The organism is Streptomyces sp. NPDC097595 (genome assembly GCF_044761525.1).
Classification (GTDB): Bacteria; Actinomycetota; Actinomycetes; order Streptomycetales; family Streptomycetaceae; genus Streptomyces; species Streptomyces drozdowiczii_A.
The window spans coordinates 112772-135351 of sequence record NZ_JBIWCN010000013.1 but is presented as its reverse complement, the minus strand read 5'-3'; the positions used below and the strand labels follow the sequence as shown (position 1 = coordinate 135351).

Genomic DNA, 22580 nt, shown 5'->3' with positions numbered 1-22580 from the left:
CCGGGATCCGCTTCCGGACGGGCCCGCCTCGGTGTGTACGCCTTTATGTGCATCGAACGGAAGAGCGGCCGAGCCGTACGGCACAATGACCCTGCCCAGCAGGCTACTCAGTGACGGAAACGGCGATATGACGACTGCAGCGGTTGACCATCCCTCCTCCGACCAGGACGAGAGGGGCGGGAAGCGGACCATCGGCGGCAGCCGCGCGCTGGCCATCCTGCTCATGATCACCGGCGCCGCCGGAACGCTCGCCGCATGGGTCATCACGCTCGACAAGCTCAAGATGATGGAGGACCCCTCCTTCGTCCCCGGGTGCAGCCTCAACCCCGTGGTCGCCTGCGGCAACATCATGAAGAGCGAGCAGGCGTCCGCCTTCGGCTTCCCCAACCCGTGGCTCGGCATGGTCACCTACCCGGTGATCATCGGAATCGGTCTGGCGCTGCTGGCCGGAGCCCGCTTCCGTCCCTGGTACTGGCTCGGCATGAACGCGGGCACGCTCTTCGGCGTCGGCTTCTGCACCTGGCTCCAGTACCAGTCGCTGTACAACATCAACTCGCTGTGCCTGTGGTGCTGCCTGGCCTGGGTCGCCACGATCCTCATGTTCTGCTACGTCACCACGCACAACATCCGGCACGGGATCATCCCCGCGCCCTCCTGGCTGCGCAACGGCCTCACCGAGTTCCACTGGGTGCCCCCGGTGCTCTGGATCGGCATCATCGGCATGCTGATTCTGACCCGCTGGTGGGACTTCTGGACCAGCTGACCCGCCGTGGCGCCGGGCCGGACCATCGGCCCGGCACCGTTGTCAGTGGGGTGGCATAGGCTTCGAGACGTGGAGCCCGACCTCTTTACCGCCGCTGCCGAAGACCGCCAGGAGAAGGACCCGTCCAGCAGCCCGCTGGCCGTCCGGATGCGTCCCCGTACGCTGGACGAGGTCGTCGGCCAGCAGCATCTGCTCAAGCCGGGATCGCCCCTGCGCCGCCTGGTCGGCGAGAGCGGCGGCGGACCGGCCGGCCCCTCCTCGGTCATCCTCTGGGGCCCGCCCGGGACCGGCAAGACCACTCTCGCGTACGTGGTCAGCAAGGCGACGAACAAACGATTCGTCGAGCTCTCCGCGATCACCGCGGGCGTCAAGGAAGTCCGCGCCGTGATCGAGGGCGCCCGCCGCGCGACCGGGGGCTACGGCAAGGAGACCGTCCTCTTCCTGGACGAGATCCACCGCTTCTCCAAGGCCCAGCAGGACTCCCTGCTCCCCGCCGTCGAGAACCGCTGGGTCACCCTGATCGCGGCGACCACGGAGAACCCGTACTTCTCCGTCATCTCCCCGCTCCTCTCGCGCTCGCTGCTGCTGACGCTGGAGCCCCTGACCGATGACGACCTGCGCGGCCTGCTGCACCGCGCCCTCACCGACGAGCGTGGCCTCGGCGGCGCGGTGAGCCTCCCGGTGGAGGCCGAGGAGCACCTGCTGCGCATCGCCGGGGGCGACGCCCGCCGCGCGCTGACCGCCCTGGAGGCCGCGGCCGGGGCGGCGCTGGCCAAGCGGGAGGAGGAGATCACGCTCCTCACCCTGGAGGAGACCGTCGACCGGGCGGCTGTGAAGTACGACCGGGACGGCGACCAGCACTATGACGTGGCCAGCGCCCTGATCAAGTCGATCCGGGGCTCCGACGTCGACGCGGCCCTGCACTACCTGGCCCGCATGATCGAGGCGGGGGAGGACCCGAGGTTCATCGCCCGGCGGCTGATGATCTCGGCCAGCGAGGACATCGGCCTCGCCGACCCGACGGCGCTGCCCACCGCGGTCGCGGCCGCCCAGGCGGTGGCCCTGATCGGCTTCCCCGAGGCGGCGCTCACCCTCAGCCACGCCACCATCGCCCTGGCCCTCGCCCCCAAGTCCAACGCGGCGACGCTGGCGATCTCCGCCGCCCGCGAGGACATCCGCAAGGGGCTGGCCGGCCCGGTCCCGGCCCATCTGCGCGACGGCCACTACAAGGGCGCGGCCAAGCTGGGCCACGCCCAGGGCTACGTCTACCCGCACGACGTGCCCGGCGGCATCGCCGCCCAGCAGTACGCACCGGACGCGGTGAGCGACAAGCAGTACTACCGCCCCACCCGCTACGGCGCCGAGGCGCGGTACGCGGACGTGGTGGACCGGGTCAGGGAACGGCTCGGCCGGACGGACGGCGAGGACGGGACGGGCACGGCCTGAGTCCGTGCCCGGCGGGCGTCCGGGGCGCGCTCCTCAGTGAGCGGCGGCCGCGAAGAGCGTGTGCATGGCGTGGCTGAGCTCCACCACGTCCCGCACCGGCTCGGGGAATTCGAACCGGGCGTCGAAGCAGCCGCCCTCCTGCTCGCAGAAGCGCACCCGCAGCCCGAACCGGTCCAGCACCAGCGGCACCACGGCCGGCCGGTGTTCGGGGCAGGAGCACACGGCCCGCTCGCCGAGCAGCTCGCACAGCGACGCCAGCTCCTCCGTGTGCGAGGAGTAGAGGTGCTGGAGCAGCTCGGCCTCGTGGAGGGCGAGCGGGTCGGGGGCGGCGTCGCGGAAGCTCTCGGCCTCCACGCCCTCCACCCCCCACAGGTCGTCGATGTGCGCCTCGTCCGTCTCCAGGCGCAGCATCATCCGGCCGGGGCCCGCCATCCCGGGGACGGCGGTCAGCCAGCCGCTGACCCGGGCCCGGCCCCGGATACGGTGGGGTACGGAGACCGGGGCGACGTCCGTGATCTCCAGCACGGCCGGCAGCTCGTCGTCCTGGGCGTGCGTCGCGGCCCGTACGGCCGGGGAATCCGCGGGGAATTCCAGGAACAGATCGCCGTCCGGGCCCACGCCGCGGGACAGCGGCATGAGCTGGTCCGAGCCCGCCGCTTCGAGCCCGGGAACGAGCAGTACCGCGGAGCAGGTACTCTGTACGAGAGTTCGTGTGCGCTCGGCTGCTGACGGCATCCGTGTGATTTCAAGCCCGCTGGGACGCGGCTGACCACGATCTGATCGGTCCTCCGTCATCTCGACGCCATCAGGCGCGTCGATGCTGTCTGTGCTGTCCGTGACGTGTGTGGTGTTCCCAGGGCGAGACATGCGATCTCCTTGAGTAAGGTGAGCCTAACCTAACCTACAATGGAGGTCTGGAGAACGTGCCTAATCAGTCGCGTCCCAAGGTCAAGAAGAGCCGCGCGCTCGGCATCGCGCTGACGCCGAAGGCGGTCAAGTACTTCGAGGCCCGCCCCTACCCGCCGGGCGAGCACGGCCGCGGCCGCAAGCAGAACTCGGACTACAAGGTCCGTCTGCTCGAGAAGCAGCGTCTGCGCGCGCAGTACGACATCAGCGAGCGCCAGATGGCGCGTGCCTACGACCGCGCCAAGAAGGCCGAGGGCAAGACGGGCGAGGCGCTGGTCGTCGAGCTCGAGCGCCGTCTCGACGCGCTGGTCCTGCGTTCGGGCATCGCCCGGACCATCTACCAGGCCCGCCAGATGGTCGTCCACGGCCACATCGAGGTCAACGGTGGCAAGGTCGACAAGCCGTCGTTCCGCGTCCGCCCGGACGACGTCGTCCAGGTCCGCGAGCGCAGCCGCTCCAAGGTCCCCTTCCAGGTGGCCCGCGAGGGTGGTTACGACACCGACGGCGAGACCCCGCGCTACTTGCAGGTGAACCTGAAGGCCCTGGCCTTCCGCCTTGACCGGGACCCGAACCGCAAGGAAATCCCCGTGATCTGCGACGAGCAGCTCGTCGTCGAGTACTACGCCCGCTGATCCAGGCGTAGCCGCTCTTCACCGGCGCTCAGGCCCGCCCCTTCCCGCTCTCCGGGGAGGCGGCGGGCTTTCGCGTTCTCCCGCGCCCGGAGCGCCCGGGCGACCGCCGCGTCCGGCGCCAGCTCCCCGCCCGCGCCCAGCGCCGCCGCGTACCGCGCCCCGCCCAGCTCCCGCAGCGCCAGCTCCTCGCAGCGCGCCCTCGGCGCCCCGTAGTACGCCGAACCGAACAGCGGCAGCCCCACCGAGGGCCAGATCCGGTCGGCGGCCCCCTGGAGCAGCGCCGCCTCGGCGGCGTCCCCCTCGGTGACCGTGACCAGGGCCAGCAGTTCGAGGACCAGGACCGTGCCGAGAAGGTCGTGGAAGCCGTGGCTGATCGCCAGCGATTCGAGGAGCAGCCGCCGGGCCCGCTCCGGGTCGCCCCCTTCCAGGGCGGCGTAGGCCAGGACGTAAAGCGCGTAGCTCAGGGCCCATCGCTCGCCGTGGTCCTCGCAGATGTCCCGGACCTCCTCGCAGATCGCGACGGCCCGCTCCGCGTCCCCCAGGAAGCCGGTGGCCATGGCCAGTTCGACCTGGGCCATCAGGACGTTGCTGTTCAGCTCGCCCAGCTCCCGGTAGCGGCCGAGCGCGTCGTCCAGGAGGCCCCGGGCGCGCTCGATGTCGTCGGTGACCAGCGCCAGGCACCCGGTGCGGTGCACGGCGTACGCGGCCGCTGTGGCGTCACCCTCCGCCTCGGCCTCCTCCCGGCACTCCGTCAGCGCGGAGATCGCCCCCACCGGATCCCCCTGGAGGACGGCCACGTATCCCAGCACCCACAGGGCCTTCAGCCGCGAGGAGTCGTACGGGGTCTCCTCCTCCAGTACGTGCTCCAGCCAGTGCCGGCCCTCCGAGAGGCGCCCGCAGCCCACCCACAGGAACCACAGCGTGCCCGCCAGATACTGCGCCAGGTGCGCCTCCTGCGGGCTCTCCAGCGAGCACTCCATGGCCCGGCGCAGATTCGGGAGCTCGCTCTCGGCCCGGGCCGCCACCTCCGCCTGCCGGGGGCTGAACCAGTCCAGCTCGCACCAGGTCGCGAGCCCCAGGAACCAGTCGCGGTGCCGCCTGCGCAGGCGGTCGGTGTCCCCGGTGGCGGCCAGCCACTCGGCGCCGTACTCGCGCACGGTGTCCAGCATCCGGTAGCGGGTGCCGACGGGGGAGTCCTCGCGCAGCACCACGGACTGGGCCAGCAGCCCGGACAGCACGTCGAGCACCGAGTCGGCGGGCAGGTCGGGCCCGCTGCAGATGTACTCGACGGCCTCCAGGTCGAACTGCCCGGCGAAGACCGACAGCCGGGCCCACAGCAGCCGCTGCGGCGGCGCGCACAGCTCATGGCTCCAGCCGATGGCCGTCCGCAGCGTCTGGTGCCGCTCCAGCGCGCCCCGGGTCCCCCCGGTCAGCAGCCGGAAGCGGTCGTCCAGCCGTTGCAGCACCTGCTCGGTCGACAGGGCCCGCAGCCGCCCCGCCGCCAGCTCCAGGGCCAGCGGGATGCCGTCGAGCCGGCGGCACAGCTCCTGGGCGTGGGCGCGGCCGTGCTCGGTCAGCCGGAAGTCGGGGCGCACCCCGGCGGCCCGCTCGGCGAACAGCCGGAGCGCGTCCTCGTCGGTCATGGTCGCGAGCGGGTGGACGGCCTCGCCCGCCAGTTCCAGCGGCAGCCGGCCCGCCGCGAGGACCCGCAGCCGCGGGGCGCGGCGCAGCAGCTCCCGTACCAGTGCGGCGCAGTCGTCCACGAGGTGCTCGAAGCCGTCGATCACCAGCAGGAGGCCGCGGTCCGCGCAGTGCTCCACGATCGCGGCGCGGGGCGGCCGGGTGGTGTGGTCGGTGAGCCCCAGCGCCTCGGCCACGGCGTGTTCCAGCAGCCCGGCGTCGTGGACGGCGGACAGCTCCACCAGCCACACCCCGTCGCAGTACCGTTTCTCCAACAGCGCTGCCGCTCTGGTGACCAGGCGGGTCTTGCCGACGCCGCCCACCCCGGTCACGGTGACGAGCCGCGATTCCTCCAAAGAGCGGGCGAGCGCGTCCAGCTCGCTCTCCCGGCCCACGAAGTCATTGAGCTCGGCGGGCAGATTGCCCGGGTGCGGATTCTGAGGGCGTCGCATGAGACACGCAGAGTACTGGCTTGAAAGCGCTCCGTACAATCTCGCCGACCGGATCCCCGCCGCCCGCCCGGTCATGCGGTGCGGGGCGTGAGCCCCGGCGCGATAGGCTCCGGGGAAGGCGACCGGCCGCTATGACGGCCCTCGCCGCAGAGCAGGAGAACAAGACAGAGACTGACGACAAGCCAGAGAGCGCGGTGCACTGTGTCCGGTGGTGAGGTGGCCGGGATCATCGTGGCCGTCTTCTGGGCGATCCTGGTTTCGTTCCTCGCCGTCGTGCTGGTGAGGCTCGCCCAGACGCTCAGGGCGACCACCAGACTCGTGGCGGACGTGACCGAACAGGCCGTCCCCCTGCTCGCGGACGCCTCCGCGACCGTACGCTCCGCGCAGACCCAGCTCGACAGGGTCGACGCCATCGCGACGGACGTGCAGGAAGTCACCTCCAACGCCTCCGCGCTCTCCACCACGGTCGCCTCCACCTTCGGCGGGCCACTGGTCAAGGTCGCCGCGTTCGGCTACGGCGTCCGGCAGGCCATCGGCCGCCGGTCCGCCCCCGAACCGGAGGCGCGATCCCGGCGCTCGGTGATCGTCGGCCGGACCGTCCCCTCCGCGCGCGGCAGGAAGCGCGGCGGCCGAAATTCCCGCGGATCTAAGGACTGACGCAGCGATGTTCCGCCGTACGTTCTGGTTCACCGCCGGCGCAGCCGCCGGGGTGTGGGCCACCACCAAGGTCAACCGGAAGATCAAGCAGCTGACCCCCGAAAGCCTCGTGGCGCAGGCCGCCGACAAGGCGATCGTGGCCGGTCACAAGCTCAAGGACTTCGCGCTGGACGTCCGCGAGGGCATGGTCAGGCGCGAGGCCGAACTCGGCGAGGCGCTGGGCCTCGAAGCGGCCGATCCCCGCGAACTGCCCCCGGCGCGCCGCCCGGCCGTCGAGGCGGCCGACGCGGACCCGGGCGCGGCCCCCGCCACGTACCGCAAGCTCCCCTACCACTCGTACAACCGGAATGAGGACCACTGATGGAGTCGGCAGAAATTCGTCGCCGCTGGCTGAGCTTCTACGAGGAGCGCGGTCACACCGTTGTCCCTTCGGCGTCGCTCATCGCGGACGACCCGACTCTGCTGCTGGTCCCCGCCGGCATGGTGCCGTTCAAGCCCTACTTCCTCGGCGAGGTCAAGCCGCCCGCGCCGCGCGTCACCAGCGTGCAGAAGTGCGTGCGTACGCCGGACATCGAGGAGGTCGGCAAGACCACCCGGCACGGCACCTTCTTCCAGATGTGCGGCAACTTCTCGTTCGGCGACTACTTCAAGGAAGGCGCCATCGAGTACGCCTGGGAGCTGCTGACCAGCTCCGTGGCGGACGGCGGCTTCGGGCTCGACCCCGAGCGCCTGTGGATCACCGTCTACCTGGACGACGACGAGGCCGAGGCCATCTGGCGGGACAAGATCGGCGTCCCGGCCGAGCGCATCCAGCGCCTGGGCAAGAAGGACAACTTCTGGTCCATGGGCGTCCCCGGCCCCTGCGGCCCGTGTTCCGAGATCAACTACGACCGCGGCCCCGAGTTCGGCGTCGAGGGCGGCCCGGCCGTCAACGACGAGCGGTACGTGGAGATCTGGAACCTGGTCTTCATGCAGTACGAGCGCGGCGCCGGCGAGGGCAAGGACGACTTCCCGATCCTCGGCGACCTGCCCTCCAAGAACATCGACACCGGTCTCGGCCTCGAACGCCTCGCGATGATCCTGCAGGGCGTGCAGAACATGTACGAGACCGACACCCTGCGCGTCGTCATGGACCGCGCCACCGAGCTGACCGGGGTGCGCTACGGCGCCGCCGAGTCCACCGACGTCTCGCTGCGCGTGGTCGCCGACCACATCCGCACCTCCGTGATGCTCATCGGCGACGGCGTCACCCCCGGCAACGAGGGCCGCGGCTATGTGCTGCGCCGCATCATGCGCCGCGCCATCCGGAACATGCGGCTGATGGGCGCCACCGGTTCCGTCGTCCGCGAGCTGGTCGACGTCGTGGTCAACACGATGGGGCAGCAGTACCCGGAGCTGGTCACCGACCGCAAGCGCATCGAGACCGTCGCGCTCGCGGAGGAGGCCGCCTTCCTCAAGGCCCTCAAGGGCGGTACCAACATCCTGGAGACCGCGGTCACCGAGACCAAGGCCTCCGGCGGCACGGTCCTCGCCGGCGACAAGGCGTTCCTGCTCCACGACACCTGGGGCTTCCCGATCGACCTCACCCTGGAGATGGCCGCCGAGCAGGGGCTCTCCGTGGACGAGGACGGGTTCCGCCGCCTCATGCAGGAGCAGCGCGCCAAGGCCAAGGCCGACGCCAAGGCCAAGAAGACCGGCCACGCCGACCTCTCCGCCTACCGCGAGGTCGCCGACAACTCCGGCGTCACCGAGTTCACCGGCTACACCATGACCGAGGGCGAGTCGACCATCGTCGGCCTCCTCGTGGACGGCGTCCCCTCGCCCGCCGCCACCGAGGGCGACGAGGTCGAGATCGTCCTCGACCGCACCCCGTTCTACGCCGAGGGCGGCGGCCAGCTCGCCGACCAGGGCCGCATCCGGCTCGACAGCGGCGCCGTCATCGTGGTCCGCGACGTCCAGCAGCCGGTCCCGGGCGTCTCCGTGCACAAGGGGTCCGTCCAGGTCGGCGAGGTCACGGTCGGCGCGTCCGCGTACGCGAGCATCGACTCCACCCGCCGCCGCGCCATCGCCCGCGCCCACAGCGCCACGCACCTCACGCACCAGGCGCTGCGCGACGCGCTCGGCCCGACGGCCGCCCAGGCCGGTTCGGAGAACTCCCCGGGCCGCTTCCGCTTCGACTTCGGTTCGCCGGCCGCCGTTCCCGGCACGGTCCTCACCGACGTCGAGCAGAAGATCAACGAGGTCCTGGCCCGCGAGCTCGACGTGCAGGCCGAGGTCATGTCGATCGACGAGGCGAAGAAGCAGGGCGCCATCGCGGAGTTCGGCGAGAAGTACGGAGAGCGGGTCCGGGTCGTCACCATCGGGGACTTCTCCAAGGAGCTCTGCGGCGGTACGCACGTCCACAACACCGCTCAGCTCGGCCTGGTCAAGCTGCTCGGCGAGTCCTCCATCGGGTCCGGCGTGCGCCGCATCGAGGCCCTGGTCGGCGTCGACGCGTACAACTTCCTGGCCAAGGAGCACACGGTCGTCGCCCAGCTCCAGGAGCTGGTCAAGGGCCGCTCCGAGGAGCTCCCGGAGAAGATCGCGGGCATGCTCGGCAAGCTGAAGGACGCCGAGAAGGAGATCGAGAAGTTCCGCGCGGAGAAGGTCCTCGCGGCCGCCGCCGGTCTCGTGGACTCCGCGAAGGACGTCCGGGGCGTCGCCCTGGTCACCGGCCAGGTGCCGGACGGCACCTCCGCCGACGACCTGCGCAAGCTCGTCCTCGACGTGCGCGGCCGCATCCAGGGCGGCCGCCCGGCCGTCGTCGCGCTGTTCACCACGGCCAACGGGCGCCCGCTGACCGTCATCGCGACCAACGAGGCGGCCCGCGAGCGCGGCCTCAAGGCCGGCGACCTCGTCCGTACCGCCGCCAAGACCCTCGGCGGCGGGGGCGGCGGCAAGCCGGACGTCGCGCAGGGCGGCGGCCAGAACCCGGAGGCGATCGGCGACGCCGTCGCCGCCGTCGAACGCCTCGTCACCGAGACGGCGTGACGCCGGGCATGACGGAGATGCGCCGCGGTCGCCGGTTGGCGATCGACGTCGGGGACGCCCGGATCGGGGTCGCCTCGTGCGACCCCGACGGGATCCTCGCGACGCCGGTGGAGACCGTGCCGGGACGCGATGTCCCGGCCGCCCACCGGCGGTTGGGACAGATCGTCGCGGAGTACGAACCGATCGAGGTCGTCGTCGGGCTGCCGCGCTCCCTGGGCGGCGGCGAGGGCCCTGCCGCCGTCAAGGTCCGCGCCTTCGCGGATGTGCTCGCCCGAGCGGTCGCACCCATTCCGGTGCGCCTGCTGGACGAGAGGATGACCACAGTGACGGCCAGCCAGGGACTGCGCGCCTCGGGCGTGAAGTCCAAAAAAGGGCGATCCGTCATCGACCAGGCTGCCGCTGTGGTGATCCTTCAGAACGCTCTGGAGTCCGAGCGCGCTTCGGGCCGTCCGCCGGGCGAAGCCGTCGAAGTGGTGGTCTGATCGCAATACGGTAACGTTCCGCGCGATGCGGCGGTGTTCGAACAAACACCGCACAGCAAAGAGGCGGAACATCGTCTCGCGGCTCAAGGGGATCGATGACTGAGTATGGCCGGGGCCCCGGCTCCGAACCGTGGCATCCCGAGGACCCCTTGTACGGGGACCAGGGGTGGGGCGGCCAGCAGCCTGCCCACGGCCAGGCCCAGTACGACGGCCAGAACCAGTACGACGGCACGAACCAGTACGGCGCCCAGCAGCAGTATCCGCAGGGCCAGTACGACCCGTACCAGCAGCAGCCGCAGGACCCGTACGGCGGGCAGTACCAGCAGCAGGACCCGTACGCGCAGCAGCAGCCGCAGCACCATCAGCAGCAGGACCCGTACGCCCAGCAGCAGGCGTACGGGAACCAGCACCCGCAGGATCCGTACGGGCAGCAGCCGCAGCCCGGCTACGACACGGGCTGGGACACGGGCCAGCAGGCGGTGCCGCCGTACGAGGGCCAGCCCGTCGCCACGTACGGCTACGGCGAGACGAACGACTACTACGGCACCCCTGACGCCTACCCGCCGCCGCAGCCCCCCGGCCGCCGCGAGGCCGCTCCCGCCGAGGTGCCCGAGGCGGCCCCGGAGTGGGACCCGGAGGAGCCGCCGGAGGAGACCCACCCCTTCTTCACGGGCGTGGACGAGAAGGACAGCGGCAAGAAGCCCCGGGACGACGACTACGACGACGATGACGACGACCGCGACAGCGGCGGGGGCGGCGAGCGCCGGGGCAAGGGCAAGAAGAAGAAGGGGCGCAGCGGCTGCGCGTGCCTGGTCGTCTCCCTGGTCCTGGTCGCCGGCGTCGGCGGCGCGGGCTACTTCGGCTACTCGTTCTACCAGGACCGCTTCGGCCCCGCCCCGGACTACTCGGGCAGCGGCTCGGGCTCGGTCGAGGTGGAGATCCCGAAGGGCGCGTTCGGGTACGACATCGGCAACATCCTGAAGAAGGCCGGCGTCGTGAAGAGCGTAGACGCCTTCGTCTCGGCCCAGAACGAGAACCCGAAGGGCAAGGGGATCCAGGCGGGGGTCTACCTCCTGCACTCGCAGATGTCGGCGTCCGAGGCCGTGAAGATGATGGTGGACCCGAAGAGCCAGAATCTTCTGGTGATTCCGGAGGGCTCCCGGAATGCCGCCGTGTACGCGATGGTCGATGCGAAACTGGGCCTCAAGAAGGGCACCACCGAGGACGTAGCGAAGTCCAAGAAGTCCGATCTGGGTCTGCCCGACTGGGCGAGCCGGAACAAGGACCTGAAGGACCCGTTGGAAGGGTTCCTCTATCCGGCCGCATATCCGGTCACGAAGGGAACTAAGCCGGAAGCCGTTCTGAAGAGCATGGTCTCGCGCTCCAACGAGGAGTACGAGAAGCTTGACCTCGCAGGGGCAGCCAAGAAGTACAAGTTGGACGGACCGTGGCAGGTGCTCACCGTGGCCAGTCTGGTCCAGGCGGAGGGCCTCACGCACGACGACTTCCGCAAAATGGCCGAAGTCGTCTATAACCGCCTGAAGCCCGACAATACGGCCACGAATCGTAAGCTTGAATTCGACTCCGCGTTCAATTACCTCACCAAGCAGAGCAAGATCAAGATCAAGCTCTCGGAGATCCGCAGTAATCCGGATCCGTACAACACCTATTACCATGCCGGTCTTCCTCCGGGGCCCATCAGTAACCCCGGCGACGAAGCTCTGCGTGCCACGCTGAGCCCCACGAGCAGCGGTTGGATGTTCTTCATCTCGCTCGACGGCAAGAAGACCGAATTCACCAAGACCGCCGCAGAGCATGCGAAACTCACAGCGAAGTTCAATGAAATCCATGGCATCGACTGACGCCCATCACCGCGCCGCCGTCCTCGGCTCGCCCATCGCCCACTCGCTCTCCCCGGTCCTCCACCGGACCGCGTACGCCGAACTCGGCCTCGACGACTGGTCGTACGACCGGTTCGAGGTCGACGAGCAGGCGTTGCCCGGGTTCATCGAGGGGCTGGACGGGAGCTGGGCCGGGCTCTCGCTCACCATGCCGCTCAAGCGGGCGATCATCCCGCTGCTCGATGGGATCACCGACACCGCCGCCTCCGTCGAGGCCGTGAACACCGTGGTCTTCGGCGAGGACGGCCGCCGCACCGGCGACAACACCGACATCCCCGGCATGATCGCGGCCCTGCGCGAACGCGGCGTCGACAAGGTGGAGTCCGCCGCGATCCTCGGCGCCGGCGCCACCGCGTCCTCCGCGCTGGCGGCGCTCTCCGGCCTCTGCGCCGGCCCCGTCACCGCGTACGTCCGCAGCGCGGCCCGCGCCGACGAGATGCGCGGCTGGGGCGAACGGCTCGGCGTCGACATCCGCATCGCCGACTGGGCCGAGGCCGACCGGGCGCTCACCGCGCCCCTCGTTATCGCGACCACCCCCGCAGGCGCGGCCGACGCGCTGGCCGGGGCCGTGCCCGTGTCTCCCGGCACTCTGTTCGACGTGCTGTACGAACCCTGGCCGACAGTGCTGGCCGCTCGCTGGTCGGCCGCCGGAGGAGCCGTCGTGGGTGGCCTCGACCTGCTGGTGCACCAGGCCGTTCTCCAAGTTGAGCGCATGACTGACATCCGGACTGCTCCGCTGGCCGCTATGCGGGCGGCCGGCGAAGGCGCTCTGGGAGTCCCGCGGGCCGTGTAGCCAGAGCACGCCAGGTGCGTAATCCGCGGAGAAGCCGGAATTCTTCGTTCCGGACATAAGGAGTATGACCCTCTTGATCGACGAATCGTGAGCCTTTAGTATTGGCTCAATTATTTCTCGTTCGAGAGGGAAGAGATGCGAAGACTTCTTTATTCGGTTGGGGTTACTGCGGGCCTGCTCGGTGTGACGGTTCTGGCCGGTGCTGCACCTGCGGCGGCGGCTGCCTCGACGCCGCAGGCCGCCTGTGGGGCGGGCTACAGCGTACTCGAGTCCAAAACCGTGGGGTATGACAAGAGTACGGACGCATCTGCAGGTCGAGTCTATCTGCTGTACAACGCCTCAAACGGCTACAACTGCGTCGTGACAATGCACATAAATGGGTATGTTGGTTTTGGCGCCCAGACCGAGGCCGGAATTCTTGTCGAGGGTGAAAGCTGGAAGCGTGATAAAGCCGAATACAGCTACTATGCCGGCCCTGTTTACGTCTACGCCGCCAATAAGTGTGTAAAGTATACGGGCGGGATCCAGTACTACGATAACGGCATATTTTGGGGCAGCTATACCAGTGGCTTCGGCCACTGCGGTTAGCCCGAAGCCGTTCATTTGCGGCCCTGGTGCCCTTCGAGCGGCGTCGCGTTCCATTGGTGCGCCGGGCAGGCTCGCTTCACAGGGCAGTGGAAGGTTTCCCGCGCTGCAGGATGTCCGGCGTTCGGACACTTGCAGAGTCAGTCCCCACACCGTGGGAGGATCGGAGGCGGCGGGCCAGGGCCGCGCACCCGGTCGCGCCGCTGGATTTCAGGCGCGAGCATGAGGAGCACCGTTGAGCAGGTTGCGCTGGCTGACCGCGGGGGAGTCGCACGGCCCCGCACTGGTGGCGACGCTGGAGGGCCTTCCCGCCGGCATCCCGGTCACCACGGAGATGGTGGCGGACGCGCTCGCCCGACGACGGCTCGGTTACGGCCGCGGTGCGCGGATGAAGTTCGAGCAGGACGAGGTCACCTTCCTCGGCGGCGTCCGGCACGGGCTCACCATGGGCTCCCCGGTCGCCGTGATGGTCGGCAACACCGAGTGGCCCAAGTGGGAGCAGGTCATGTCGGCCGACCCGGTCGACCCCCAGGTGCTGGCCGAGCAGGCCCGTAACGCCCCGCTCACCCGGCCCCGCCCCGGCCACGCCGACCTCGCCGGCATGCAGAAGTACGGCTTCGACGAGGCCCGCCCGGTCCTGGAGCGCGCCAGCGCCCGGGAGACCGCGGCCCGCGTCGCCCTCGGCGCCGTCGCCCGGTCCTACCTCAAGGAGACCGCGGGCATCGAGATCGTCAGCCACGTCGTGGAGCTGGCCGCCGCCAAGGCGCCGTACGGGGTCTACCCGGTCCCCTCCGACGTGGAGCGGCTCGACGCAGACCCGGTGCGCTGCCTCGACGCCGACGCGAGCAAGGCGATGGTCGCCGAGATCGACCAGGCCCACAAGGACGGCGACACCCTCGGCGGCGTCGTCGAGGTGCTGGCGTACGGCGTGCCCGTCGGTCTCGGCTCGCACGTGCACTGGGACCGCCGGCTCGACGCCCGCCTCGCCGGCGCGCTCATGGGCATCCAGGCCATCAAGGGCGTCGAGGTCGGCGACGGCTTCGACCTCGCCCGGGTGCCCGGGTCCAAGGCGCACGACGAGATCCTGGCCACCGAGGACGGCATCAAGCGCGCCTCCGGCCGGGCCGGCGGCACCGAGGGCGGGCTCACCACCGGCGAGCTGCTGCGCGTCCGCGCCGCCATGAAGCCGATCGCCACCGTGCCGCGCGCCCTGGCCACCATCGACGTGGTGACCGGTGAGGCCGCCAAGGCCCACCACCAGCGCTCCGATGTCTGTGCCGTCCCGGCCGCCGGCATCGTCGCCGAGGCGATGGTCGCCCTGGTCCTGGCCGACGCCGTGGCGGAGAAGTTCGGCGGCGACAGCGTCACCGAAACCCGCCGCAACGTGACGTCGTACCTCGACCACCTCCAGATCCGATGAGCGGTCCCCTGGTCGTCCTGGTCGGACCCATGGGCGTCGGCAAGTCCACGGTCGGCGAGCTGCTCGCCGGCCGGCTGGGCACCGGCTACCGGGACACCGACGCGGACGTCGTCGCCACGGCCGGCAAGCCCATCGCGGAGATCTTCTACGACGAGGGCGAGGAACACTTCCGGGCGCTGGAGCGGGAGGCCGTCCGCGCCGCCGTCGCCGAGCACACCGGCGTCCTCTCGCTCGGCGGCGGGGCCGTCCTGGACGAGTCGACCCGGGCGCTGCTCGTCGGCCACCCGGTCGTCTACCTCTCGATGGACGTGGACGAGGCGGTCAAGCGGGTCGGGCTCAACACCGCCCGCCCGCTGCTCGCGGTCAACCCGCGCCGGCAGTGGCGCGAGCTGATGGAGGCCCGCCGGCACCTCTACACCGAGGTCGCCCGCACGGTCGTCGCCACCGACGAGCGCACACCCGAAGAGGTCGCCCAGGCGGTCCTCGACGCACTGGAGCTGCCGGACGGGGCCCCGTCCGGCCGGGAGAACACACCATGACCCAGCAGGCACCCATCCGCGTCCGCATCGCCGGCAGCGCGGGCACCGACGCGTACGAGGTACTGATCGGCCGACAGCTCCTCGGCGAGCTGCCCGGGCTCATCGGTGAGCGGGCCAAGCGCGTCGCGGTCCTCCACCCCGAGGCGCTCGCCGAGACCGGCGAGGCGGTCCGCCAGGACCTCGCCGACCAGGGCTACGAGGCCATCGCGATCCAGCTGCCCAACGCCGAGGAGGCCAAGACCGTCGAGGTCGCCGCCTACTGCTGGAAGGCGCTCGGCCAGACCGGCTTCACCCGCACCGACGTCATCGTCGGCGTCGGCGGCGGCGCCACCACCGACGTCGCGGGCTTCGTCGCCGCCTCCTGGCTGCGCGGGGTGCGCTGGATCGCCGTACCGACGACCGTGCTCGGCATGGTCGACGCGGCCGTCGGCGGCAAGACCGGCATCAACACCGCCGAGGGCAAGAACCTCGTCGGTGCCTTCCACCCGCCGGCCGGGGTCCTCTGCGACCTGGCCGCCCTGGACTCGCTGCCCGTCCACGACTACGTCTCCGGCATGGCCGAGATCATCAAGGCCGGCTTCATCGCCGACCCGGTGATCCTCGACCTGATCGAAGAGGACCCGCAGGCCGCCCGTACGCCCGCCGGACCGCACACCGCCGAGCTCATCGAGCGTTCCGTCCGGGTCAAGGCCGACGTCGTCTCCAGCGACCTCAAGGAGTCCGGACTCCGCGAGATCCTCAACTACGGCCACACCCTGGGCCACGCGATCGAGAAGAACGAGCGCTACAAGTGGCGCCACGGCGCCGCCGTCTCCGTTGGCATGGTCTTCGCCGCCGAACTGGGCCGGCTGGCCGGCCGTCTGGACGACGCGACCGCCGACCGGCACCGCGCGATCCTGGAGTCAGTCGGGCTGCCGCTCACCTACCGGGGCGACCAGTGGCCCAAGCTCCTCGAGAACATGAAGGTGGACAAGAAGTCGCGCGGCGACCTGCTGCGCTTCATCGTCCTGGACGGCCTCGGCAAGCCCACCGTCCTGGAGGGTCCCGACCCGGCCGTCCTGCTCGCCGCCTACGGGGAGGTCTCGGCATGACCCGCCGGGTCCTCGTGCTCAACGGCCCCAACCTCGGCCGGCTGGGCTCCCGCGAGCCCGACGTCTACGGCTCCACGTCGTACGCCGGGCTCGTGGAGGCCTGCCGCACCCTCGGCAAGGAGCTCGGCTTCGACGCCGACGTGCGCGAGACCAACGACGAGGGCGAGCTGATCCGCTGGCTCCACGAGGCCGCCGACGGATCGATTCCGGTCGTCATCAACCCCGGTGCCTTCACGCACTATTCGTACGGGATGCGGGACGCGGCCGCCCAGCGCACCGCCCCGCTGATCGAGGTGCACATCTCGAACCCGTACGCACGGGAGGAATTCCGCCACACCTCGGTGATCGCCCCGGTCGCCACCGGGACCGTGGCCGGATTCGGCATCGGCTCCTACCGTCTCGCCCTGCGCGCCTTGGCGGACGAACTCGCGGACTGAGCAGGCGCGTTTCCGGGCAGCGGGCACCTCAGACCCTCCCCGGCCGTTGTCCGTGTGGCGGCCGGGGAAGGTACGGTTGCCGTTGCACCAGCGCCAGTTGCCTGTACGAGACGGAGTTGCACCGGATGCAGCACGCAGTGGGGGCCCCGCTGCCTCCGCCCCAGGGTCCCGGAAACGGCCCCGTCGGCTGGCCGCACCAGGCCCAGCACCCCGGCCCGCCGCACCAGCCCCCGGCCGGCCCGCCCGCCGGGCACCCCGGGCCGCCGCCCGCGGGCCCGCCCGCGCCGCAGGGCCACGGCTGGAGCGGACCGGCGCCGCAGCAGGCCCCGGCCCCGGTCTCCCGGGAGACCACCGGGCACATCCAGCTGCCGCCCGGCAGACCCGTACCGCTGCCCGCGCCGCCCGCCGAGCCCGGCACGGGCAACGCGACGCTCGCGGTGCTCCTCATCGGCCCGGCGGGCGCCGGCAAGACCACCGTGGCCCGGCTCTGGGCGGCCCGCCGCCGGGTGCCCACCGCCCACGTCAGCCTGGACGACGTCCGCGAGTGGGTCTGCTCCGGCTTCGCGGACCCGCAGGCCGGGTGGAACGACCAGTCGGAGGCCCAGTACCGGCTGGCCCGCCGCACCTGCGGCTTCGCCGCCCGCAACTTCCTGGCCAACGGGATCTCCTGCATCCTGGACGACGCGGTCTTCCCGGACCGGCCGGTCGTCGGCCTCGGCGGCTGGAAGCGGCACGTCGGCCCCGGGCTGCTGCCCGTCGTCCTGCTGCCCGGCCTGGAGATCGTCCTGGAGCGCAACGCGGAGCGCAGCGGCAACCGCCGCCTCTCGGACGAGGAGGTCGCCCGTATCCACGGCAGGATGGCCGGCTGGTACGGCTCCGGGCTCCCGATCATCGACAACTCGACGTACGACGTGGAGACCACCGCCCGGGTCCTGGACGACATACTCGCCCGCTCCCTGGCCAGCCCCCCTTCCTGGTAACCGGCGGCGCCGGCCCGACCCCCGGTCGGACGCTCCCGCCGGGCGGGCCGGGCGCCGCGCTCGTACGCTCGACGCATGTCAGAGGTGTACGCCGTCCGACGCGGGCTGCTCCGCGACCGGTGCGCCGCAGTCGGATCCGCGGCCGCCCTGGTCTCCCGCCCCGCCAACGTCCGCTACCTGGCCGGGGGAGCGCCCCCGGGTGCCGTGCTGCTGCTCGGCCCCGGCGAGGACGTCCTGCTCTGCCCCCGGCCGCCCACCGGTGACCCGGCCGACGGGCGCACCGACGATCACGTGCGGGTCGACGCGCTGCCGGTGGCCGGCGGGGACCCCGTGGTCGCCGCCGCCGACCTCGCCGCCGCGGCCGGTGCGGAGTCGCTGGCCGTCGAGGAGCACGACCTGACGGTCGCCCGGCACCGGGCCATGGCCTCGGTCGCCCCGAAGCTGCGGCTGGCGGATCTGGGCGCGACGGTCGAGCAGCTGCGCATCGTCAAGGACGAGGAGGAGATCGGCTGCCTGCGGATCGCGGCCGAGATCACCGACCAGGCCCTGGGCGAGCTCCTGGAATCGATTCTCGTCGGCCGCACCGAACGGCACCTGGCGCTGGAGCTGGAACGCCGGCTGGTGGACCACGGCGCCGACGGCCCCGCCTTCGCGACCTCCGTCGCCACCGGGCCCAACTCCGGCCGGGGCCGCCACCGGCCCTCGGACCGGCGGGTCGAGGAAGGAGATTTCCTCTCCGTCTGCCTGGGCGCCAACTACCGCGGCTACCGCTGCGAGATCGGCCGGACCTTCGTCATCGGAACGGCGCCCGCCGACTGGCAGATCGAGCTGTACGAGCTGGTTTTCGCCGCTCAGCGGGCCGGCCGCGAGGCTCTGCTGCCCGGCGCCGAGTACCGCGACGTGGACCGGGCCGCCCGCCATCTCCTGGACTCCGCGGGCCACGGTGAGGGCCTGGCACCCTCCACAGGCCATGGGGTGGGGCTCGAAATCGACGAGGACCCGCAGCTGGCACCCGCCGCCATGGGTAAACTGGACGCTTGTGTGCCGGTCACCGTCGAACCGGGGGTCCACCTCCCGGGCCGGGGCGGGGTCCGGATCGATGACACGCTCGTCGTGCGCCCCGAGGCGGACGGCGGACCCGAGCTACTCACCATTACGACCAAGGAGCTGCTCGCGCTCTAGCGCGCGTCCCTCGGTCGTTCCACCAGCTTCAGCCCAGGAGATTCCGCAACCGTGGCTTCCACGAACGACCTCAAGAACGGCATGGTGCTCAAGCTCGACGGGGGCCAGCTCTGGTCCGTAGTCGAGTTCCAGCACGTCAAGCCCGGCAAGGGCCCGGCCTTCGTGCGTACCAAGCTCAAGAACGTGCTCTCCGGCAAGGTCGTCGACAAGACCTTCAACGCAGGCATCAAGGTCGAGACGGCCACGGTCGACCGGCGCGACATGCAGTTCTCGTACATGGACGGCGACTACTTCGTCTTCATGGACATGGACACGTACGACCAGCTGATGGTCGACCGCAAGGCCGTCGGCGACACCGCTAACTTCCTGATCGAGGGCTTCACCGCCTCCGTCGCCCAGCACGACGGCGAGGTGCTCTACGTCGAGCTGCCGGCCGCCGTCGAGCTGAAGATCCAGCACACGGACCCGGGCGTCCAGGGCGACCGCTCCACCGGCGGTACCAAGCCGGCCACCCTGGAGACCGGTTACGAGATCGGCGTCCCGCTGTTCATCACCACGGGTGAGACGATCAAGGTCGACACCCGCTCCGGCGAATACATCAGCCGGGTGAACAAGTAGTCGTGGCTGCTCGTAACACGGCGCGCAAGCGCGCCTTCCAGATCCTCTTCGAGGCCGACCAGCGCGACGAGTCCGTGCTGACGGTCCTCGCGGACTGGGTACGGCACTCGCGGTCCGACACCCGGCAGCCGCCGGTCACCGAGTACACGATGGAGCTCGTGGAGGGGTACGCGCAGTACGCGGACCGCATCGACGACCTCATCGTCACCTACGCCGTGGACTGGGAGATCGACCGCATGCCGGTCGCCGACCGGAACATCCTGCGGCTCGGTGCCTACGAGCTGATCTGGGTCGACGCGACCCCGGACGCGGTGGTCATCGACGAGGCGGTGCAGATCGCCAAGGAGTTCTCCACCGACGACTCCCCGTCCTTCGTGAACGGCCTGCTGGCCCGTTTCAAGGACCTCAAGCCGAATCTCCGCCGGGAGCAGTGACCCGGCGGCGTTCCGCCGACGAAGGGCCCATGGCTGAAGCCGTGGGCCCTTCGGCGTGTGCGCGCGGATCTCCCGGGCGTACGAGGTATGAAAAAAGCCGGGTCCGGCGGGGCACCCGTGCGGGGCCCCGCCGAACCCGGCGGCACGTTTCTCCGGGGGCTGCTCAGCCCTCGTCGTGGGCGACGGCGCGGCGCGCGTCCGCGTCGAGCACGCCCCAGCTGATCAGCTGCTCCGTCAGCACCGAAGGCGACTGGTCGTAGATCACGGCGAGCGTGCGCAGGTCGTCCTGGCGGATCGACAGCACCTTGCCGTTGTAGTCGCCGCGCTGGCTCTGGATCGTCGCCGCGTAACGCTGGAGGGGGCCGGCCTTCTCCGGCGGCACGTGCGCCAGGCGCTCCAGCTGGAGGACCAGCTTCGGCGGCGGCTCGGCGGCACCGCCGGGCGTCGTGCCCGGCAGGAGCTCCTGGACCGGGACGCCGTAGAAGTCCGCCAGCTCGGCAAGGCGCTGTACGGTCACGGCACGGTCGCCGCGCTCGTACGAGCCGACCACGACGGCCTTCCAGCGGCCCTGGGACTTCTCCTCCACGCCGTGGAGGGAGAGGCCCTGCTGGGTGCGGATGGCACGGAGCTTGGCCCCGAGCTGTTTTGCGTATTCGCTGGACATAAGGCTCCCCGGACGCTGGAACGTACGCGGCTGGGCCGCGTGGCTGGTAACTCACTGTGAGGTTACGCAGCGTTACTTGGTCGCGTCAAGCTGAGATGGTCCGTACCGGCTTTCCCCGGGGGTGCGGGCGAGCTCCGGCAGCGGCCCTGGTAACGTGGATGACGCAATTTCGACGTCCTTTAAGGTCCGTCCCGTGAGGCGGAGAAGGAGGTCCGTTTCTTATGGACGCACAGTACGACGCCACCGGCAATGCGGCACGCCCCGTTCTCGAGGCTCCCGACATCGCCCGGGTCCTGACCCGCATCGCCCACGAGATCGTCGAGCGCGCCAAGGGCGCCGACGACGTGGTGCTCCTCGGCATCCCGACCCGCGGGGTCTTCCTCGCCCGCCGGCTCGCCGCCAAGCTCGAAGAGATCACCGGCCGCACGATGCCGGTCGGCTCCCTCGACACCACGATGTACCGCGACGACCTGAGGCTGCGCCCCGCGCGCGCCCTGGCCCGCACCGAGATCCCCGGTGACGACATCGAGGGCCGCCTGGTCGTCCTCGTGGACGACGTCCTCTTCTCCGGCCGCACGATCCGCGCCGCCCTCGACGCGCTCGGCGACATCGGCCGGCCCCGCGCGGTGCAGCTCGCGGTCCTCGTGGACCGCGGCCACCGCGAACTGCCGATCCGCGCCGACTACGTCGGCAAGAACCTCCCCACGTCGCTGCGGGAGACGGTCAAGGTCCAGCTCGCCGAGGAGGACGGCCGCGACGCCGTGCTGCTCGGGGTCGAGCAGGCCGCCCCCGCGGGCGAGCGCTAGCTTCCCGGCCGTACGGCCCCGCCCGCCGTGCGGCGGCTTCCGCGCGCCCGCATGCCTGAAACCTCCAGCCACCCGGAGAACACCCAGATGAAGCGTCACCTCATCTCGGCCGCCGACCTCACCCGCGACGACGCCGTCCTGATCCTCGACACCGCCGAGGAGATGGCCAGGGTCGCGGACCGGCCGATCAAGAAGCTCCCGACCCTGCGCGGCCGGACCGTCGTCAACCTCTTCTTCGAGGACTCGACCCGTACCCGCATCTCCTTCGAGGCGGCCGCCAAGCGGCTGTCCGCCGACGTCATCAACTTCTCCGCGAAGGGCTCGTCCGTCTCCAAGGGCGAATCCCTCAAGGACACCGCCCTGACCCTGGAGGCGATGGGCGCCGACGCCGTCGTCATCCGGCACGGCGCCTCCGGAGCCCCGTACCGGCTGGCCACCTCCGGCTGGATCGACGGAGCCGTCGTCAATGCGGGCGACGGCACCCACGAGCACCCCACCCAGGCCCTCCTGGACGCCTTCACGATGCGCCGCAGGCTCGTCGGCGCCGACGCCGGGCTCGGTAAGGACCTCGACGGCCGCCGGATCACCATCGTCGGCGACATCCTGCACAGCCGGGTCGCCCGCTCCAACGTCCACCTGCTCACCACCCTGGGCGCCCACGTCACCCTCGTCGCCCCGCCGACCCTGGTCCCGGTCGGCGTCGAGCAGTGGCCCTGCGACGTCAGCTACAGCCTCGACGAGGTGCTGCCGCAGTCGGACGCTGTGATGATGCTGCGTGTGCAGCGCGAGCGGATGAACGCCGCCTACTTCCCGACCGAGCGCGAGTACTCGCGCCGCTACGGCCTGGACGGCGAGCGGATGGCGAAGATGCCCGAGCACGCCGTCGTGATGCACCCCGGGCCCATGGTCCGCGGCATGGAGATCACCGCCGAGGTCGCCGACTCCGACCGCTGCACGGTCGTGGAGCAGGTCGCCAACGGCGTCTCCATCCGCATGGCCGTGCTCTACCTGCTGCTCGGCGGCTACGAGTCAAGCGCCCCCAGCACCCCCACCGCCGCCCGTACCGAGGAGAACAAGTAACC

Annotated in this window: 23 protein-coding genes; 20 read left to right on the top strand and 3 right to left on the bottom strand. The window is 70.9% G+C overall.

Translation table 11 applies throughout. The features are described from left to right. Window positions 1-127: 127 nt before the first annotated feature. A complete protein-coding gene (locus ACIQZN_RS21130) occupies window positions 128-763 on the top strand; it encodes a vitamin K epoxide reductase family protein (protein ID WP_018524222.1) in 636 nt (211 codons plus the stop codon). A 69-nt stretch (window positions 764-832) separates the two neighbouring features. Beyond that, window positions 833-2209, top strand: a complete 1377-nt coding sequence (locus ACIQZN_RS21125) for a replication-associated recombination protein A (protein WP_403995933.1) — start codon at window positions 833-835, stop codon at window positions 2207-2209. Window positions 2210-2242: 33 nt separating this feature from the next. Here ACIQZN_RS21125 and ACIQZN_RS21120 read toward each other — a convergent pair whose 3' ends face one another. Then, window positions 2243-2944 carry a DUF2470 domain-containing protein gene (locus tag ACIQZN_RS21120; protein WP_403995930.1) on the bottom strand — a complete coding sequence of 234 codons (702 nt, stop codon included), beginning with the start codon at window positions 2942-2944 and terminating at the stop codon, window positions 2243-2245. A gap of 188 nt (window positions 2945-3132) precedes the next feature. On the opposite strand from ACIQZN_RS21120, the gene rpsD reads away from it, so the two are divergent. Next, window positions 3133-3747, top strand: coding sequence for a 30S ribosomal protein S4 (gene rpsD / locus ACIQZN_RS21115; RefSeq protein ID WP_018524225.1), 615 nt, complete (start codon window positions 3133-3135; stop codon window positions 3745-3747). On the opposite strand, the gene ACIQZN_RS21110 is transcribed toward rpsD, so the two are convergent. Beyond that, window positions 3735-5879, bottom strand: coding sequence for an ATP-binding protein (locus ACIQZN_RS21110; protein WP_403995926.1), 2145 nt, complete (start codon window positions 5877-5879; stop codon window positions 3735-3737). The genes rpsD and ACIQZN_RS21110 overlap by 13 nt on opposite strands. A gap of 216 nt (window positions 5880-6095) precedes the next feature. Between ACIQZN_RS21110 and ACIQZN_RS21105 the strand changes: the two genes are divergently transcribed. From ACIQZN_RS21105 to nusB, 15 genes are all read left to right on the top strand, one after another. Next, window positions 6096-6536 carry a DUF948 domain-containing protein gene (locus tag ACIQZN_RS21105; RefSeq protein WP_403996133.1) on the top strand — a complete coding sequence of 147 codons (441 nt, stop codon included), beginning with the start codon at window positions 6096-6098 and terminating at the stop codon, window positions 6534-6536. A 7-nt stretch (window positions 6537-6543) separates the two neighbouring features. Then, a complete protein-coding gene (locus ACIQZN_RS21100; protein WP_403995923.1) occupies window positions 6544-6897 on the top strand; it encodes a DUF6167 family protein in 354 nt (117 codons plus the stop codon). After that, the gene (alaS, locus tag ACIQZN_RS21095; protein WP_403995918.1) at window positions 6897-9566 is read left to right on the top strand and encodes an alanine--tRNA ligase; all 2670 of its coding nucleotides are present in this window, start codon (window positions 6897-6899) and stop codon (window positions 9564-9566) included. The genes ACIQZN_RS21100 and alaS overlap by 1 nt, the downstream gene beginning before the upstream one ends. 8 nt (window positions 9567-9574) lie before the next feature. Then, on the top strand, window positions 9575-10048 hold the full coding sequence (gene ruvX, locus ACIQZN_RS21090) for a Holliday junction resolvase RuvX (protein WP_330311268.1): 474 nt from the start codon (window positions 9575-9577) through the stop codon (window positions 10046-10048). 95 nt (window positions 10049-10143) lie between these two features. After that, on the top strand, window positions 10144-11910 hold the full coding sequence (gene mltG / locus ACIQZN_RS21085) for an endolytic transglycosylase MltG (RefSeq protein ID WP_403995915.1): 1767 nt from the start codon (window positions 10144-10146) through the stop codon (window positions 11908-11910). Beyond that, complete coding sequence (locus ACIQZN_RS21080) at window positions 11897-12742, top strand: shikimate dehydrogenase (protein ID WP_403995912.1); 846 nt, start codon at window positions 11897-11899, stop codon at window positions 12740-12742. The genes mltG and ACIQZN_RS21080 overlap by 14 nt, the downstream gene beginning before the upstream one ends. 135 nt (window positions 12743-12877) lie before the next feature. Further along, a complete protein-coding gene (locus ACIQZN_RS21075; RefSeq protein WP_403995909.1) occupies window positions 12878-13330 on the top strand; it encodes a hypothetical protein in 453 nt (150 codons plus the stop codon). Between the two features lie 232 nt (window positions 13331-13562). Continuing rightward, window positions 13563-14747, top strand: a complete 1185-nt coding sequence (gene aroC, locus ACIQZN_RS21070; protein WP_403995906.1) for a chorismate synthase — start codon at window positions 13563-13565, stop codon at window positions 14745-14747. Then, complete coding sequence (locus ACIQZN_RS21065) at window positions 14744-15286, top strand: shikimate kinase (protein WP_403995902.1); 543 nt, start codon at window positions 14744-14746, stop codon at window positions 15284-15286. Before aroC ends, ACIQZN_RS21065 begins: the two co-directional genes overlap by 4 nt. Continuing rightward, entirely contained in the window at window positions 15283-16377 is a 1095-nt protein-coding gene (aroB, locus tag ACIQZN_RS21060) for a 3-dehydroquinate synthase (protein ID WP_403995899.1), read from the top strand. The genes ACIQZN_RS21065 and aroB overlap by 4 nt, the downstream gene beginning before the upstream one ends. After that, on the top strand, window positions 16374-16814 hold the full coding sequence (aroQ, locus tag ACIQZN_RS21055; RefSeq protein ID WP_018103898.1) for a type II 3-dehydroquinate dehydratase: 441 nt from the start codon (window positions 16374-16376) through the stop codon (window positions 16812-16814). Before aroB ends, aroQ begins: the two co-directional genes overlap by 4 nt. Before the next feature lie 125 nt (window positions 16815-16939). Continuing rightward, entirely contained in the window at window positions 16940-17794 is an 855-nt protein-coding gene (locus tag ACIQZN_RS21050; RefSeq protein ID WP_403995895.1) for a Pro-rich N-terminal domain-containing protein, read from the top strand. A 75-nt stretch (window positions 17795-17869) separates the two neighbouring features. After that, window positions 17870-18976, top strand: a complete 1107-nt coding sequence (locus ACIQZN_RS21045; protein ID WP_403995892.1) for an aminopeptidase P family protein — start codon at window positions 17870-17872, stop codon at window positions 18974-18976. Window positions 18977-19027: 51 nt separating this feature from the next. Continuing rightward, window positions 19028-19594: an elongation factor P gene (efp, locus tag ACIQZN_RS21040; RefSeq protein WP_018103901.1), complete on the top strand. Its 567-nt coding sequence runs from the start codon at window positions 19028-19030 to the stop codon at window positions 19592-19594. Between the two features lie 2 nt (window positions 19595-19596). Further along, a complete protein-coding gene (nusB, locus tag ACIQZN_RS21035) occupies window positions 19597-20028 on the top strand; it encodes a transcription antitermination factor NusB (RefSeq protein ID WP_328899232.1) in 432 nt (143 codons plus the stop codon). 163 nt (window positions 20029-20191) lie between these two features. On the opposite strand, the gene bldD is transcribed toward nusB, so the two are convergent. Next, entirely contained in the window at window positions 20192-20692 is a 501-nt protein-coding gene (gene bldD, locus ACIQZN_RS21030) for a transcriptional regulator BldD (protein WP_018103903.1), read from the bottom strand. 221 nt (window positions 20693-20913) lie between these two features. Between bldD and pyrR the strand changes: the two genes are divergently transcribed. Both pyrR and ACIQZN_RS21020 read left to right on the top strand, forming a co-directional pair. Then, on the top strand, window positions 20914-21498 hold the full coding sequence (pyrR, locus tag ACIQZN_RS21025) for a bifunctional pyr operon transcriptional regulator/uracil phosphoribosyltransferase PyrR (RefSeq protein ID WP_403995887.1): 585 nt from the start codon (window positions 20914-20916) through the stop codon (window positions 21496-21498). Window positions 21499-21585: 87 nt separating this feature from the next. Beyond that, the gene (locus ACIQZN_RS21020; protein WP_403996129.1) at window positions 21586-22578 is read left to right on the top strand and encodes an aspartate carbamoyltransferase catalytic subunit; all 993 of its coding nucleotides are present in this window, start codon (window positions 21586-21588) and stop codon (window positions 22576-22578) included. Window positions 22579-22580: the final 2 nt, after the last annotated feature.

What these genes read in the sequence shown, in the direction of transcription:
- ACIQZN_RS21075 (WP_403995909.1), top strand. Translation starts at nt 12,878, where the DNA reads ATGCGAAGACTTCTTTATTCGGTTGGGGTTACTGCGGGCCTGCTCGGT.
- aroB (WP_403995899.1), top strand. Translation starts at nt 15,283, where the DNA reads ATGACCCAGCAGGCACCCATCCGCGTCCGCATCGCCGGCAGCGCGGGC.
- mltG (WP_403995915.1), top strand. Translation starts at nt 10,144, where the DNA reads ATGACTGAGTATGGCCGGGGCCCCGGCTCCGAACCGTGGCATCCCGAG.
- aroQ (WP_018103898.1), top strand. Translation starts at nt 16,374, where the DNA reads ATGACCCGCCGGGTCCTCGTGCTCAACGGCCCCAACCTCGGCCGGCTG.
- ACIQZN_RS21065 (WP_403995902.1), top strand. Translation starts at nt 14,744, where the DNA reads ATGAGCGGTCCCCTGGTCGTCCTGGTCGGACCCATGGGCGTCGGCAAG.
- ACIQZN_RS21045 (WP_403995892.1), top strand. Translation starts at nt 17,870, where the DNA reads ATGTCAGAGGTGTACGCCGTCCGACGCGGGCTGCTCCGCGACCGGTGC.
- pyrR (WP_403995887.1), top strand. Translation starts at nt 20,914, where the DNA reads ATGGACGCACAGTACGACGCCACCGGCAATGCGGCACGCCCCGTTCTC.
- ACIQZN_RS21020 (WP_403996129.1), top strand. Translation starts at nt 21,586, where the DNA reads ATGAAGCGTCACCTCATCTCGGCCGCCGACCTCACCCGCGACGACGCC.
- bldD (WP_018103903.1), bottom strand. Translation starts at nt 20,692, where the DNA reads ATGTCCAGCGAATACGCAAAACAGCTCGGGGCCAAGCTCCGTGCCATC.
- ACIQZN_RS21080 (WP_403995912.1), top strand. Translation starts at nt 11,897, where the DNA reads ATGGCATCGACTGACGCCCATCACCGCGCCGCCGTCCTCGGCTCGCCC.
- ACIQZN_RS21110 (WP_403995926.1), bottom strand. Translation starts at nt 5,879, where the DNA reads ATGCGACGCCCTCAGAATCCGCACCCGGGCAATCTGCCCGCCGAGCTC.
- ACIQZN_RS21130 (WP_018524222.1), top strand. Translation starts at nt 128, where the DNA reads ATGACGACTGCAGCGGTTGACCATCCCTCCTCCGACCAGGACGAGAGG.
- ACIQZN_RS21120 (WP_403995930.1), bottom strand. Translation starts at nt 2,944, where the DNA reads ATGCCGTCAGCAGCCGAGCGCACACGAACTCTCGTACAGAGTACCTGC.
- ruvX (WP_330311268.1), top strand. Translation starts at nt 9,575, where the DNA reads ATGACGGAGATGCGCCGCGGTCGCCGGTTGGCGATCGACGTCGGGGAC.
- ACIQZN_RS21100 (WP_403995923.1), top strand. Translation starts at nt 6,544, where the DNA reads ATGTTCCGCCGTACGTTCTGGTTCACCGCCGGCGCAGCCGCCGGGGTG.
- alaS (WP_403995918.1), top strand. Translation starts at nt 6,897, where the DNA reads ATGGAGTCGGCAGAAATTCGTCGCCGCTGGCTGAGCTTCTACGAGGAG.
- ACIQZN_RS21050 (WP_403995895.1), top strand. Translation starts at nt 16,940, where the DNA reads ATGCAGCACGCAGTGGGGGCCCCGCTGCCTCCGCCCCAGGGTCCCGGA.